This is a genomic window from Sphingomonas sp. HMP6 (genome assembly GCF_013374095.1).
Lineage (GTDB): Bacteria > Pseudomonadota > Alphaproteobacteria > Sphingomonadales > Sphingomonadaceae > Sphingomonas.
Map to the genome: position 1 here is coordinate 3084334 of NZ_AP022672.1, position 12970 is coordinate 3097303.

17 protein-coding genes are annotated in these 12970 nt (G+C 64.1%); 2 read left to right on the forward strand and 15 right to left on the reverse strand.

Annotated features, from left to right (window positions below):
- Positions 1-7 precede the first annotated feature (7 nt).
- The 6 genes from HMP06_RS15075 to HMP06_RS15100 form a co-directional block, all read right to left on the reverse strand.
- Positions 8-2728: a toprim domain-containing protein gene (locus HMP06_RS15075; RefSeq protein ID WP_176497809.1), complete on the reverse strand. Its 2721-nt coding sequence runs from the start codon at positions 2726-2728 to the stop codon at positions 8-10.
- 118 nt (positions 2729-2846) lie between these two features.
- Positions 2847-3140: an ogr/Delta-like zinc finger family protein gene (locus HMP06_RS15080; RefSeq protein ID WP_176498584.1), complete on the reverse strand. Its 294-nt coding sequence runs from the start codon at positions 3138-3140 to the stop codon at positions 2847-2849.
- A gap of 29 nt (positions 3141-3169) precedes the next feature.
- Positions 3170-3667 (reverse strand): hypothetical protein, encoded by a 498-nt coding sequence (locus HMP06_RS15085; RefSeq protein WP_176497810.1) that lies wholly within the window; start codon positions 3665-3667, stop codon positions 3170-3172.
- A complete protein-coding gene (locus tag HMP06_RS15090; protein WP_176497811.1) occupies positions 3664-3903 on the reverse strand; it encodes a hypothetical protein in 240 nt (79 codons plus the stop codon). Before HMP06_RS15090 ends, HMP06_RS15085 begins: the two co-directional genes overlap by 4 nt.
- Positions 3903-4322, reverse strand: a complete 420-nt coding sequence (locus tag HMP06_RS15095) for a hypothetical protein (protein ID WP_176497812.1) — start codon at positions 4320-4322, stop codon at positions 3903-3905. The genes HMP06_RS15090 and HMP06_RS15095 overlap by 1 nt, the downstream gene beginning before the upstream one ends.
- The gene (locus HMP06_RS15100) at positions 4319-4639 is read right to left on the reverse strand and encodes a helix-turn-helix domain-containing protein (RefSeq protein ID WP_176497813.1); all 321 of its coding nucleotides are present in this window, start codon (positions 4637-4639) and stop codon (positions 4319-4321) included. The genes HMP06_RS15095 and HMP06_RS15100 overlap by 4 nt, the downstream gene beginning before the upstream one ends.
- An 83-nt stretch (positions 4640-4722) precedes the next feature.
- Here HMP06_RS15100 and HMP06_RS15105 point away from each other — a divergent pair, with 83 nt between their 5' ends.
- Both HMP06_RS15105 and HMP06_RS15110 read left to right on the forward strand, forming a co-directional pair.
- Positions 4723-5379 carry a S24 family peptidase gene (locus HMP06_RS15105; protein WP_176497814.1) on the forward strand — a complete coding sequence of 219 codons (657 nt, stop codon included), beginning with the start codon at positions 4723-4725 and terminating at the stop codon, positions 5377-5379.
- A 24-nt stretch (positions 5380-5403) separates the two neighbouring features.
- Positions 5404-5910, forward strand: a complete 507-nt coding sequence (locus tag HMP06_RS15110) for an SHOCT domain-containing protein (protein ID WP_176497815.1) — start codon at positions 5404-5406, stop codon at positions 5908-5910.
- Positions 5911-5919: 9 nt separating this feature from the next.
- On the opposite strand, the gene HMP06_RS15115 is transcribed toward HMP06_RS15110, so the two are convergent.
- The 9 genes from HMP06_RS15115 to HMP06_RS15155 form a co-directional block, all read right to left on the reverse strand.
- The gene (locus HMP06_RS15115; RefSeq protein ID WP_176497816.1) at positions 5920-6921 is read right to left on the reverse strand and encodes a contractile injection system protein, VgrG/Pvc8 family; all 1002 of its coding nucleotides are present in this window, start codon (positions 6919-6921) and stop codon (positions 5920-5922) included.
- Complete coding sequence (locus HMP06_RS15120) at positions 6918-7313, reverse strand: phage tail protein (RefSeq protein ID WP_176497817.1); 396 nt, start codon at positions 7311-7313, stop codon at positions 6918-6920. Before HMP06_RS15120 ends, HMP06_RS15115 begins: the two co-directional genes overlap by 4 nt.
- On the reverse strand, positions 7310-9745 hold the full coding sequence (locus HMP06_RS15125; RefSeq protein WP_232089721.1) for a phage tail tape measure protein: 2436 nt from the start codon (positions 9743-9745) through the stop codon (positions 7310-7312). The genes HMP06_RS15120 and HMP06_RS15125 overlap by 4 nt, the downstream gene beginning before the upstream one ends.
- A gap of 10 nt (positions 9746-9755) precedes the next feature.
- The gene (locus tag HMP06_RS15130) at positions 9756-9872 is read right to left on the reverse strand and encodes a GpE family phage tail protein (RefSeq protein ID WP_176497818.1); all 117 of its coding nucleotides are present in this window, start codon (positions 9870-9872) and stop codon (positions 9756-9758) included.
- Positions 9873-9880: 8 nt separating this feature from the next.
- Complete coding sequence (locus tag HMP06_RS15135; RefSeq protein ID WP_176497819.1) at positions 9881-10186, reverse strand: phage tail assembly protein; 306 nt, start codon at positions 10184-10186, stop codon at positions 9881-9883.
- 83 nt (positions 10187-10269) lie between these two features.
- On the reverse strand, positions 10270-10782 hold the full coding sequence (locus HMP06_RS15140) for a phage major tail tube protein (protein ID WP_176497820.1): 513 nt from the start codon (positions 10780-10782) through the stop codon (positions 10270-10272).
- Between the two features lie 50 nt (positions 10783-10832).
- Positions 10833-12008, reverse strand: coding sequence for a phage tail sheath subtilisin-like domain-containing protein (locus HMP06_RS15145; RefSeq protein WP_176497821.1), 1176 nt, complete (start codon positions 12006-12008; stop codon positions 10833-10835).
- 11 nt (positions 12009-12019) lie between these two features.
- A complete protein-coding gene (locus tag HMP06_RS15150) occupies positions 12020-12379 on the reverse strand; it encodes a GPW/gp25 family protein (RefSeq protein WP_332103006.1) in 360 nt (119 codons plus the stop codon).
- Between the two features lie 5 nt (positions 12380-12384).
- Positions 12385-12936: a phage baseplate assembly protein V gene (locus tag HMP06_RS15155; RefSeq protein WP_176497823.1), complete on the reverse strand. Its 552-nt coding sequence runs from the start codon at positions 12934-12936 to the stop codon at positions 12385-12387.
- Positions 12937-12970 lie beyond the last annotated feature (34 nt).

Here is a 12970-nt window from a genome sequence, read left to right on the forward strand (position 1 = left end):
GCCTTTCTCAGCGGGCGTTTGCGGGGTGGGTGAGGTGGTCAGGGTTCTCGAAAACCCAGCAATTCACGGTCTTTCCCGTGATCGAGTTGACCGGCTTGTTCTCGACGAACTTGCGGGCCTTCGACGTCTTGAGCAGCCGCTTCAGCTCGGTCGGCGGACAGGGCAGCGACAGGCGCATGTCCGCGCATTTCTGCTCGAACTGGGGGAGGCTCACGGCCAATATACCGGCCGTGCGGCTGTGGTTGATCGGCCGCTCGTTGTTGAGGCCCTCGTTTGCGACGATGTAATCGAACCGTTCCCAGAAGAGCTGGACGTGCGGATGATCCGTCTCGACGGTGCGTTGCCGCTCCTCGAGCATGGTAAGGATCAAGGCGTGTGCATCGGCGACCGCCTGGTTGGAGAGGTTGTTCACGACCAGGCGCATCGCGTCGAGCATCGCGGCGAGCTGCGCGTGGTTCTTCGCCAAGCGGCCGTTGCGAATACCCTTGTGCTTTAGCATCGCGGCTTCGTGCCGCTTGAAGCCTTCTCGATACGCCTCGATGATCGCTGCCTCGCGGCGCACGGCGTGGACCAGAAAGCCCGAAACATCCTCGACGGCGATTGCCGATAGATTTTCTACCGCTGCTTTCGACGCGGGGCTGAACATCGACTTGTCGAAGTGGATGCCCATGATGCGTTCGCGCATCGCCGGCGACGCCTCGACCGGGTCGTTCTGGGCGATGACGATCGCGCCGCGGAAGGGCGGCTCGAATGTCTCCATGCCGCCATTGGCAATAGCCCGGGTGCGGACGGCGCGACCGTTATAGGCGGTCTTCAGCTCATCCCATTCGAAGCGACGCGCATGCGGCGCGTCCTGCGCGCGGTCGCCTTCGATCAGCACGACCGGCAAATTGCCGACCTGGCCAAGCGTGCGGGCGATGCCTGCATTGGTCGCTTTGGTCGGATCGAAGCCTTCGTAATTGGCGCGGCCGAAAAGCTTCCACAGGAATTCGATCAGCGTCGATTTGCCGGTGCCGGGAATGCCCGTTGCCTCAAGGAAGGCGAGGCTGTCGTGCATCGAACGGATATGGTCGGCGAAAAGCGCGGTAAACCAGAAGGCCAGGGTAACGATGCCCTTGGGACCGTAAGCCGTGATCAGAGGGCCGACCCACGACAGATCGAGCTTTTCGGGATCATAGGCGATGCGCAGGATCCGCTCGGCTGTGCGCAGCTTCACCGATTGTTTGCCGAGGACGAAGTAATCCTCTTCGTTCGGATCGTAGACGCGGCCGTTATGGACGGCGATGTCGCCGAGGATCCACGCCTTGTGATCGATCGAATAGCCGGTGAACTGGATCGCCTCGACCATCTGGATCGTCGACCATTGGCGCAGCATCAGCTTATCGATCTGGTACTGGCTGCCGGTCCATTGTGCGCCTGGCGCAATCGAGGCGAGGCGCTTCTTAAATTCGGCGCTGGCGGCGCAGGCGGCTCCGGAGAAGGTCGCCTTGACGCTCGCGCGATCGGACGGGAAATCTATGCGGAAATAATAGGCCCCTTCCTCAAGGTTGGGGTCGCGCTGGAAATACAGCGTGCGGAATGTGCAGTTCGCGAGTTCGGAGATCTCGGCTGCTTCGGCCGCGGCGAGGTTCCATTGCTCCTGGAAGGGCAGCGCCTTGAACGTCGCGAACTCGGCGTCCGACGATTCCATCCATTGCTGGATGATACCCTGGATCCGCTCGATCGAGAATTGCGCCCAGAGCTGGCGTCCCCCGAAGACGAGCGGGAAGGATTGCGTCTTGTGCCGTTGATAGATGAGCAGCGCCTTTTCGCTGGCGCTGCCCGCGATCGTGACGTCACCGTTCCAGCGATATTCGTCGATATGCTCGGGTGTGAGGCGGTCGCGCTGGGCGAGATCGTTCCAGTCGAGCTTCGCGCCCTCGCCGTCGGGCCGCACTTGCGCCGCGCCGCAGATCCAGCCCTCTTCGCGGGCGCGCTTGACGAAGCGACGGGTGTATTCCGTCCCGGCCTTGCCAACGTCGAAGGCGAAGATCAGCCGGGGCGGCGCGCGGTTCAGTTCGGCCGCGGCGCGGCGTAATTCGGCGAGCGCCGCTTCCGGATAATTGTTGCACGACATGAGCGAGACGGCCGCGACCTTCGCGCTTTGCGTCAGGGCGACCGTGTCGAAGATGCCTTCGCCGAGCCAGATCTCCGGCGCGACGGCGAGATCGGCCATCGTGACCTTGGGCATTTGCCACCACTGCCCGCGATAGGCAGTGCCGTAGGAGAAATTGGCCTTGCGCTTGCCGAATCGCCCGGGCTGATCGATCAGCCGCTCCCAATAGCCGCCACCCGGCAGCGGGAAGCGCACCGTGGCCGAGCCGATGCCGAGCTGCTGATCCTGATACCATTCCTGCGTGTAGGCACCGCGCAGGCCCTGCAGATCGAAGCCGCGGGCATGGAGAAGATAGGCGTCGGCCGCTGCATTGGGTGCGGCCTCGGTCTTGACGTGGCGTTTCGACCAATCGTCGAAGATGTCGGGATAGAGTTCCTTGACGTGGCCTTCCCAGCCGCACCGGTCGATCCGGCCGCATTTCAGCACCCAGGGCTTATCGGTCCAGGTCCAAAGCTCGCGCTGTCCCTTGGAGCATTGCGGGCATTTGCCGCGGCGGAGATACTTGCCCTTCTCCTCGAAGGCATAGTCCCGCTTCAGGCGCGCAGTCAGTTCGGTGAGCAGGTCGGGGCGCATGGGGTTGGGTCAAGTCTTTCAGGCAAGGGAAATCCGGCCCCGGAAACGGATGTTTCCGGGCTGGTATCGGTCGGGGAAGGTTGGTGCGGCCTAGGCCGGGAGGATCATCCGCTTTAGATCATGGCGCGAATTCCGCCGCGGGCTGCTCGATGTCATCGTCATTGGCAGGCAGCGGACCGTATTCATTCGCCGGTCGCTTTCCCTGCCGGCCGATGTTCGGGTTGGCAAAAGGGAGCCGCACCTCCGGGTTAGGGCAAGCGCTTGGGCGGATCGTGCGGACGATCGCGAGCTGGGCGAGGAAGGTGTGGCCGCAATCGTCATTTTCGCAAACAAAGCGAATATCGCGGATCATCGGTCCGTCTTCCTTGCTGCTGCGGACGCGCGCCCGGCTGTTGCAATGCGGGCAGCGCATCGCGGGGCTTCGGTGTTCTTTCGGCTTGGTCACTTGGGTCCTCCCCCGGCCGTTCCCCCGTTTGGCCCGACGCCACCCGGCAAGAAGCTCTGCAAGCGCCGCAAGACGGTGCCCAATTTCGTTTGCGCCTGCTCGACTTCATGCAGCGCGCCCTGGACCGCGCGGTCGTTCGCGCCATCGAGCGTGACGGCCAGGCTGGTCTCGACGGCCTCGCCGAATTCCGCTGCGGCGCTGGCGATCTCGGCGCAGAGCGTCTGGCGACATGCCGATTGCGCGTCGATCTGCTGACCGAGCAGCGCGGTGTAGGTTTCGAGGATCGGCGAGCCCTCGCCGCCAGCGGCACGATAGGCGGCGTCGAGTCCAAGCCCTTGGTCGAGCGATGGGAGCGCGGTGCTGTACGGATCCGACCAATCGCGCACGCAGCGATCGGACCGGCCGACGATGCGTGCGGCTTCCTCGAAGGTGATCAGCCCCGCGATCCGAGTGATCGCGTTGGGGAAGGTTACGGGGACGCGCGCCTTTGTCACAGGTGGCTCACCACGACATGGAGCTCGAGTTGCTTGGCGATCGTCTCCCCCAAGCCTTCGAACGCCTCGGCGCTCAATGTCATGCCTTTTTCGCGGTAGACCTTGGAGGCGAGCGCGACGATCTCGATCGCCCGATCGCGCGTAGCCTCCGCCGCGGCTTGTGCCGTGGCAAGCTCGCAGACGGAAAGCGGGCGCGATGCTCTCTGCTGTATGCGGGTGTGCGTCATGTCCGCCATCACGCGGCCTGCTCGGCTACGACGTGCGTCGGTGTTTGTGCACAGCGCATCGACGGCGTGCCGTCGAGAACGAATGCCGCGAACAGCGCCGCCGTTGCGACGATGGCGTTGGGTTCGGTGGCTTGCGGATGCGAGGTTATCGCAAACTTGAGACACTCAGATCGAATCTCTGCCAGTTTGACAGTCTCGGTAATGGCGAGATCGACAGGCTTGGCGGCGACCAACGAATCGCGAAGATCAGCGGGCGGCCAGATCAACCGATTGTAGCGATCGATCGAGATGGAAGCTGACCGGACAGCCTCGCGCGTTCCTGTCCGCACGGCCTCGGCAAGCGCCGTGCTCATGGCGTTCACCGTGCCAACGGCGGCATTAGCTGCTTCTTCGCGAACCAGTTTGCGCAGGGAAGCTTCGAGCATCATGCCACTTTCCTCTGCAAAAAGGCGGGCCGATCGCATGCGACGATCGGACCGCCAGGGGCTACAGAGCTGACATCACCGCGCAGGGAGGGGTGCGACGGATGCTCTGGAGGATAGATGTCAGGGCGGAGCGCATGACGGGAAATTCGGGTCGCAGCCTCAACCGCAATGACATGCTCGGCCGGGAGGCGTTTGCTGCTTTGAAGCCATTTCCAGACGGCAGGCTGCGATTTGCCGCAGATCCGCGCCAGTGCTGACTGGCCGCCTGCGATGCGGACTGCATCGGTCAGGGCCTCGAAAGGGGTTGGTTGATCGTCCATGCAGCCGATCTATTACCAAAGGAATAGAGCGTCAACCAGCAAAGTGCGATTGCCATCTATTACTTTGGCGATAGGCCTGTCGAATGATCAGAAGCGATCGCGTTCGGGAAATGCTCGATGCTTGCGGCTTGTCGCAGAGCAAGCTCGCGCGCCGTGTGAACGTGACGCAAGGTGCAATCGCTAAGATCGTCAGCAATAACCCTGGCGGTTCGGCTCATTTGCACAAGATCGCCCGCGCGCTCGGGACCACTTCCGAATATCTTACCGGAGAAACCGACGATCCAAGCCTCGGGGCGCTCCCGACCGTGACGTCCGAAGCCATTGCCGAACAGCTCGACCTGGTCCCGATCGCCGAGATCGACCAGGACTATGGCATGGGCGGTACCTTCACCGGCGATCACATCGAACTGCAGGTTCACCATTTCCCTCGGCTGTGGGTGGAGTCGATTACCAGTTCGCCGCCGACTTTCCTGACGATCGCGCGCGGGAAGGGCGACTCGATGGATCCCACGATCCGCGATCGCGACATGGTGATCATCGACCGATCGCGCCGCAAACTCGATGAGGCCGACGCTATCTGGGCGCTAACCGTGGGTGACATCGGCATGATCAAGCGCCTCCGCCTGCGCGGGTCGATGGTCATCATTCAGTCGGACAACGACCGGGTGTCGGACGAAGAAGTGCCTGCCGACGAAGTGAATTTGGTTGGTCGCGTGGTCTTTATCGGGCGGCGGACTTGAAGCAACGAAAACGGGGAGCAAGACATGGCGAATATATCTGAGGAACTCGCGCAGCTGGCGGCTTTGCGTGATCAGGGCGTGTTGAGCGAGGCCGAATTCGCCGCGCAAAAGAACGCGTTGCTGCAGAATAGTCCAGCGACGCCGATCGCGCCCAAGAAGGGCAACATGCTTCGAAATGGGGGCATTGGCTGCGCCGTAATCCTTGCGTTGCTGATCGTTCTCGCAATTATCGGCTCTACGATGAAACCCGCATCGCCAGAGAAAGTGACCGGTTACAGCGCCGCCCCAGAGGCTCCGGTCGTTTCGAAATTCGTGACTAAGGCACAGTTCGATCAGTTGCGCGACGGCATGTCCTATGCCGAGGCCGTCAAGGTGCTCGGCGGAAACGAGGGCGAGGTGATGTCGACCAACAAATTCGGCAGCACGAAGACCACGATGTATGTTTGGAAGGGTACGTCATTCGGGGGTAACATGAACGCGATGTTTCAGAACGACCGTTTGATGTCGAAGGCGCAGATGGGTCTAGAATGAATTGGCGCGCTACGGCGCGCTCTCTAGCTTCAACGCGGTCGTAAAACCTCCCTCACCCAGGCTGTGTGTCACCTCGGCAATCAGCCAGTCGACCGCGTCGATCTCGGCCTTGAAGCCGCTGACGCTGCCCTTTTGCTCGGGGTAGAGATCTGCGCGGCCGAGCGCGAGGGCGAGCGTGAGCGATACCGGCTGGCGCTTGGCATGGGCGAGCTTCGATTTCGCGGCGCGCGTGGCGTGGCTCTCGCTGGAATAGACATGCGAAAGCTGCCGCGCGCCATCGGTCTTGCCGACCGTGACCTTCTTGCGCTCGGCCCCCGCGCGATCGTGCCAGGAGGCGGTGACGCCTTCGGCTTCCTCGCGCTTTTCGATGCGGAAGCTGTGGCGATCCCCGGCGCTGCGATCGAGCGCGAAGCCGGGCAGCGGGGCACCGCCCGCGGCCGTGGCGGATCCCACAGGCGCGAGGATCAGCGTGCCCCGCTTGACCGTCGCCACGGCGTCATGCTCGCGACCAAGACGCCGGATCAGCGCCATGTCGCTTTCGCGGCTCTGCACGACGGTATCGAGGTCGATGCCCGCGATATCGTCCGCGCAGCGCGCCTTCAGGCCGTTGCGGCCGGCAACCTCACCCACGATCGCGCCGAGCGTGGTATCGTGCCAGCTCTGTTCGCGCCGCTTCTGCAAATCTCCGGTGAAATCGGCCGAGCGCGCGCGGATGGTCACGAGATCGGGCGGACCGCCATGTTCGACCTCATCGACCTTGAAGCTGCCCTTGTCGGTCAATCCGACGCGCACGCCGCTGCCCTGAAGCCAGCCCAGCTCGACGTGCAGGATCGCCCCGGCCTTGGGCAGTTCCAGCCCGCCATCGGTATCGTCCAGGACGATGTCGAGCTGGTCCGCTTCATCGCCGCGCTTCGTGGTGATGCCAAGCGAGACCAAGCGGGGGCGGAGCTTCGGCGTCAGATCCACGCCGTCGAGCGTTACGCGGTACCCGGCGATGTTGGCGATCGTCATGCCGAATATCCTTCGGGATCCTCGACCCGCAAAAGATCGATACCGAAATCGATCTGGCGCGGGGTGCCGTCGGGCAGGAAGACCTTTTGTCGTTCGTCGATGCTCTCGATGACGAACGCGCCATAGACCCGGCCAGCCCCGTCCAAGAGCGGCCAAGCGTCGCCGCTGTCGGCCATCTCGCGAAGCCGATCGAGCGAGGCGCGCCCATCCGACAATTCGGCAAAGGCGGAGCCATTGATCGAGACCTTATCATCGCCCGGCCCGACATATTGGGTGGCATCGCGCGCGCCGACGCGGCCGGTACGCGCGTGCCGCCAATCGCTGCGACGCTGCAGCTCGTCATGGGCGAGCGTGGGGATCGAGAAGGCGAACATGCCGAGCGAGAGGATCATGCGTGGTCGCTCCAATCCTGCTTATCGGCAAAGCTCGCTCGCGCGCGCGCTGCCTCCTCGCGCTTGATCCGCTCGATCTCGGCGCGGACGGCTACCGCCAGCGCATGGGCGTCCTGGCCGGGCTGCTGTACGATATGAAAATGGTATTCGTTGTGGACCGCTTGGCCAGCGCCTGCGGCGATTGCCGGCCGCGCGCTAGCGCCGCCCGTGGTGCCAGCCATCGCGGGCATGGCAGCCCCGACTGCGATTGCCGCAGTCATGCGCCGCGATAGGCGCGTAAGGCGTTGCACCGGTGCTGCGCCGCCACGATCGATGCCGAGCGCGAGTCCCCCGGTGACATGGCCACCCAGCGCGGCGAAGACGCGGCTAGGGGACTGGATGCCCAGCACCTTCTTGAACGCGCCGATCGCCGCCACGCCCATGTTCCAGATATGCTTCATGAGCCGCCCAGGGCTGAGCATCGATAGAAGCCCTTCGAGCATCATCGCGCCGATAGACTTAAACGTCGGGACCATGCCCTTCAGCCAAGTCAGGCCGATATTGAAGGCATTAGTGATGCGGTTCCAGATGCCCGAGAAAAAGCCGGTAATCGCATCCCAGTTCTTGTAGATGAGGTATGCAGCACCGGCGAGCAACAGGGCGACCGCAATGACCCCCACGACGGTTGCGATGATCGGGAGCAAGCCGATCGAGGCAAGGCCTCCTGAAACGCCCATGGCGAGCAGTCCCGAATTCAGGATAGCGATCGGCCCCATTATCGCGGCGATGGCGATGCCGCCGATCCCCAATACGACGAACAGACCGGCGAGCACGGCGGCGGCGATCATCAGCGTTTTCGACAAGCCGGGGTTGCGCTGCGCCCATGCGTTGATGCGCTCGGCCGCGCTGGCGATCTTGTCGCTCACCGCGTTGACGGTCGGAAGAAGCTGCCCACCGAGCGTCACGCCAAGGGCTTGCGCGTTGATCGACAGGCGCTTGGTCTTTTCGGCGGTGTCCTTCAGCCGCTCGGCATAATCCTTGTCGCTCGTCCCGCTGGCGGCGCCAGCCTCGGCACGGATCCGCCGATATTCTTCAAGGTTTTGAATGATCGGGCGCAGGCCCTGCTGCACCTGTGCGTCCTCGAACAGGAATCCGATCTTGCCGAGATCGCCCCCCGTCGCCTTTTTCGTCAGCTCGGCAATCGCTTCGAGTGGCGTCTTGCCATCGTCATAGGCTTTCTTGAGCGCGGCGGGGAGATCGATGCCGAATTTCGCGAAGGCCTTGATCGTCTGCGGCGATGCGATCTTCTGGATGATGTTTGCCACGTTGGTGGCCGCAGTCTCCGAATCGCCCGCACCCTTGCGGGCGATCTGCAGCGCAGCAGACAAGTCCGCGACCGCCCCGAGGCCGGTCTGTCCGAGTGCCTGATAGCCCGCGGTAAGCGCCGGGAAGGAACCCGCCATGTCCTTGATCTCGAACGCGCCGGCCTTGCCTGCGGTCGCCATGATATCGATGACGCGCGCCGTCTGTTCGATCGGTACCTTCAGATTATCGTTGGCCGCAAATGCCGCCTTGGAAAGATCGGTCACCTCGGCCTTGTACGCCGTTGCGGCGCGACCGATCGGCTGCATCATGGCGGCTGCCCTGCGCGGATCGAGGCCAAACCCGGACAGCGTATCCATGCCTTCCTGAATGGCGGTCGGGAGTTGGTTGGTGGCGCGCGCGACGGTGAGCACCTGTTTGCCAAGCGCAGTCGCTTCCCTGCGCGTCAAATTGGCCTTTTGCGCGATCGTCGTCATCGACGCTTCGAATGCCGATGCCTGTTGCACACCCTCGATCAGCGGTCGGCCAAGCGACGCGCCCACGCCGATCGCCGACGCGCCACCAGCCGCCAGGCCAGTGGCAGTGCCTTGGACACGCCCGAAACTCTCGCGCGCAGCTGCGAAGCGGCGGCTGCGATCGGCCAAGCCGGTCAGGCGGCGTTCCTGCTCGCGCAGTTCATCGTTCGTGCGCGCGGCTTCGGTGCGCAAGCGGCGTTCGTGCGCGGCGAGGCTGGAGGTCGAGACGCCGGCGGCCGAGAGCCGGTCGCGGAGCTGCTGCAGCTTCACGTTCTGGCCGTCGAAGCTGTCCTTCAACGCCGAGGCCTCACGCTTCGCCTTCGCGAAATCTGCTGCCAGCTTCTTGGTCGGCGTTCCCGCCTCGGCCATCTTGCGCGCGAGATCGCCGACGCGGCCCTGCGCCAGGCGGAGTTCGGTTTCGGTCGAGCGCAGGCCGGCCTTCAATTCGCGAAAGCCCGCGACCCCTGCCTGAGCGCGCTCGATCTCCTTCAAGCGGTCGCGCGTCGCCTTGAGCGCCTGCGCCGCGCGCGAGGATCCTGCCGCGATGTCGCGGAGCGGCTTGGTGACCTTGTCGCCAGCCTCAAGCAGCATGCGGATACGGAGATTGCGGTCCATGCGTGCGCCTTCAGCGATCGGGGGTGTTGCGTGCGGCGGCACGCGCGCGCCAGCCCATCAGCTCGGCGACGCTCATCGGGTCCATGACGGCCGGCGACCAGTGAAACACAGTCGCCAGATCCGCCATGATGTCGTCTATGCTTGCGGGGAGGCCGCTTCCTTCGCGGCTTTCGGCAGCAAAAAATCCATTACCTCGCCGCCCAATTGCATCAGGTCGGCCGGATCGAGCCGCGCGACATCGGCCTTTTGCAGCATCGGCATGGTGATGCGCGGCAGCAGCGTTTCCAGCGCGGCATAGTCGAGCTGGCTGAGCGCCATCAGCGTGAGGCCGCGCAGCTCGCCCGAGCCGGGCTTGCGCACCTGGACGCTCGTGACAGTCTCGTCCCCGCGCGTGAGCGGGAAATCGAGGGTGACGGTGCGGAAGGTGGGGGCGTCGGTCATTAGGGATTCCTTAAGGTCGGCAAGCGCCTCCTGCCGCCATTGGCGGGGGGTGCAGGCTTCGGTTGGGTTGGCGTTGCGCCGCATCAGAAGATGCCGAGCGCGCCGCGGATCTCGGCCATGCGGTCGATGCCACCGACCATTTCAATCATACCGAGCACATCGATCTCGACTTCGGTGACGCCGTTCCAGGTAAGCTTGTAATAGATCAGCGAACTCTTGACCTTGAAGTCGGTGCCCTCGCCAGGTTTTGCCTCGCCCATGTCGATTTCTTCGTGCCGGCCGCGCACGACGACTTCGATAGCGGCGACCTCGCCCGAATCGTCATCCTGGTACGATCCAGCGAAACGGAGCTGCACGCCACCCATGCCGGGGGTTCCGTATTGGCGGAATACATCGCGCATCGGCCCGCCGCAGACGAATTCCATCTCCAGCGCTTCGCCGCCCATGTCGATCTTCGCCGGGCGGTTCATCCCGCCGCTGCGATATTCGTCGAGCTTACGGACCAATTTGGGCAAGGTGACCGAGGTCACGTCGCCCACATACGCCAGGCCGTCGTTGAAGAGCATCATCTGCTTGAGCTTAAAGGGCAGTGCCATGGTCGGTCTCCGGGATCAGGATGGAATGAAAGCGGGGTTGCGCGGGAGGATCAGACGCCGGCGGCGATCGCGGCGAAATCCGCCAGGTAATCGTCGGTGATTTCCTGCAGCAGGCCGAGATGTTCGAGCGGCGGCGTGGGCGTGTAGCGGTAGCTGATCGACAGGATACCCTGCTTGAGCGAGGCGGTCGGGTTCTTGTCGGGATCGAAGAAGGCCACCGCGCCGAGCAGATAGCCGCCGCGCTTCAGCTCGCGCAGTTTCTGGTTGATGTCCTCGACGATATCCTTGGCCAGGCTCGGCGTCAGCGGCTTGTCGATATAGCGGACCAGACCGTTCGCCATCGTGTCGGCGAGGATCTGCGCGGTGCGCGTCGCGCTTTCGAAGGTGAAGTCGCTATCGAGCGCGGCGCAGGTGCGGTTGCCCCAGAAGCGCAGCGCACCGTTGATACGCACCATCGTGGTGATGCCGGCCGCGTTGAGCAGGTTCGCGTCGCTGTCGATGCTTTGCAGATCGAAGCCGATATCCTTGGTAAGGCCAACAACGCCCACGACCGGCACGTTGGACAGCGTCTTGTTCCAGCCCTGCTCCTGGTCGATCCGGGCGCGCAGGCCGAGCGCGCGGGCCACGCCAAGGCTGGTCGAGCCGTCGGCGACCAGGAAATCGGGATAGATCAGCATCAGCTCACGCGCGGTGAACGTGCCACGATAAGCGATGACGTCGGCCCGGTTCGCGCCGATCGCGGCGGCATAGGCCATACCGCGCAGCTTCGCCGCGATGATCGCCAGCGCGGCGGTTACGGCCGCACGATCCAGGCCGGGAGCGCCAATGATGCGCGGCCGCACGCCGAGCTGGGCCTCGGCCGCCAGCAAGGCCTGCATCCCCGACTTCACGCCCCCGACATCGGTGCCGATCACGTTCGCGTCTGTTCCCGCCGCGTCCGCGCCGGTCGCGACGCGAACGACGACAACCGGCGTCCGGACCTGATCGGCGATCGCTCGCAATACGCCCTTCAGCGTGCCGCCATTCCCGGACGCCTCGATCGCGCCGAGGATATCGGTGACCAGAACCGGGCGATCGAGCGGGAACGCGGCATTGAGCGCGACGGTTGCCGCACCGGCCGCCGCGGTTGCGGTTGCGACGAAGCCGATGACGCCGGTGGCGATGGTGGCGATCGCGCGCGACTGATTGGCGACCTCGGTAACAGTGATGCCGTGCTGAAGCGTCATGGGTAATCCTTTCAGGCGGGAAGGGTGCTGAGCGAGCGAACCGGAATGGTCAGATCGATAGCGGCATTGGGTTCGGGCACGTCGGTCCGCTTGCCCACGATTCGAAGAGTGCCGCTGCCGGGGGTGGTGCCAATCGCGAAACCGACGCGCGCCAGGCGCAGCCGCGGTTCGTGGCGCAGCAATGCAAGCGCCGTCGCCGCGTACAGGCGAAGCTGGAGCAGCGGATTGATCGGCTGGTCGAGCAGTTCGGGGAGCTCGGAGCCGTAGAGCCGACGCCCGATGCGCGTACCGAGCGGCGTGCCGAGGATATCGGCAACGGATTGCTTGAGATGCTCTGCACCGCCGAGTGGCGCGCCGGTCCGAGCGTTCATGCCGTTCATTCGGGCGCGCCTGACTTGTCGGTGCCGGTCTTAACCAGGCCGTGCTTGTGAGCGGAGAGCTTGATGCCCTTGCCGGTGATCTCTTCCTCGGCGTCGATCGTCTTGGTCACGCGAAGCGCGCCATCGATGTCGAGATCGCCCTTGAACGCGATCCCGCCTGGAGCCTCGAGGCGGACGGTCGCGCCATCGGGAAGGATCGCGGTCAAGGCGTGTGCCGTCGCATCATAACCGATGCGGGCGCCGTCGGCATATTCGACCAGCTCGACATCATCGCTCGAGGGGGCGGGGTGCGCGTTGGAGAAGAGCCCGGGCAGGACGAAGCCGCCTCGGGTGTCGCCTTCCGGGCAGAACAGGACGCCTTGCTCACCAACGCTGGGCGGGGACCATGATTTAGTCGCGCCCGAACGCGCGGCAAGCCAGGGCAGATCGCCGGTGACGATATCGCCGGTGCGGAAGCGGCAGGTTTGCTTCGCGCGATCGACCGACTCAATCGTTCCGAGACGCATCATGTCGCCAATCAGGCGCTGGATATCGGCAGGGTCGCTCATGCGCGGAGCATGGCGAGACGCGTCGATCGATGCG

Bases quoted from the DNA above. Each gene is read 5' to 3' on its own strand.
- HMP06_RS15135 (WP_176497819.1), bottom strand. From the start codon at position 10,186: ATGACCGACGCCCCCACCTTCCGCACCGTCACCCTCGATTTCCCGCTC.
- HMP06_RS15090 (WP_176497811.1), bottom strand. From the start codon at position 3,903: ATGGCGGACATGACGCACACCCGCATACAGCAGAGAGCATCGCGCCCG.
- HMP06_RS15115 (WP_176497816.1), bottom strand. From the start codon at position 6,921: ATGACGATCGCCAACATCGCCGGGTACCGCGTAACGCTCGACGGCGTG.
- HMP06_RS15110 (WP_176497815.1), top strand. From the start codon at position 5,404: ATGGCGAATATATCTGAGGAACTCGCGCAGCTGGCGGCTTTGCGTGAT.
- HMP06_RS15150 (WP_332103006.1), bottom strand. From the start codon at position 12,379: ATGAACGCTCGGACCGGCGCGCCACTCGGCGGTGCAGAGCATCTCAAG.
- HMP06_RS15105 (WP_176497814.1), top strand. From the start codon at position 4,723: ATGATCAGAAGCGATCGCGTTCGGGAAATGCTCGATGCTTGCGGCTTG.
- HMP06_RS15155 (WP_176497823.1), bottom strand. From the start codon at position 12,936: ATGAGCGACCCTGCCGATATCCAGCGCCTGATTGGCGACATGATGCGT.
- HMP06_RS15080 (WP_176498584.1), bottom strand. From the start codon at position 3,140: ATGCGCTGCCCGCATTGCAACAGCCGGGCGCGCGTCCGCAGCAGCAAG.
- HMP06_RS15140 (WP_176497820.1), bottom strand. From the start codon at position 10,782: ATGGCACTGCCCTTTAAGCTCAAGCAGATGATGCTCTTCAACGACGGC.
- HMP06_RS15100 (WP_176497813.1), bottom strand. From the start codon at position 4,639: ATGGACGATCAACCAACCCCTTTCGAGGCCCTGACCGATGCAGTCCGC.
- HMP06_RS15120 (WP_176497817.1), bottom strand. From the start codon at position 7,313: ATGATCCTCTCGCTCGGCATGTTCGCCTTCTCGATCCCCACGCTCGCC.
- HMP06_RS15125 (WP_232089721.1), bottom strand. From the start codon at position 9,745: ATGGACCGCAATCTCCGTATCCGCATGCTGCTTGAGGCTGGCGACAAG.
- HMP06_RS15095 (WP_176497812.1), bottom strand. From the start codon at position 4,322: ATGATGCTCGAAGCTTCCCTGCGCAAACTGGTTCGCGAAGAAGCAGCT.
- HMP06_RS15145 (WP_176497821.1), bottom strand. From the start codon at position 12,008: ATGACGCTTCAGCACGGCATCACTGTTACCGAGGTCGCCAATCAGTCG.
- HMP06_RS15130 (WP_176497818.1), bottom strand. From the start codon at position 9,872: ATGGCGGATCTGGCGACTGTGTTTCACTGGTCGCCGGCCGTCATGGAC.
- HMP06_RS15075 (WP_176497809.1), bottom strand. From the start codon at position 2,728: ATGCGCCCCGACCTGCTCACCGAACTGACTGCGCGCCTGAAGCGGGAC.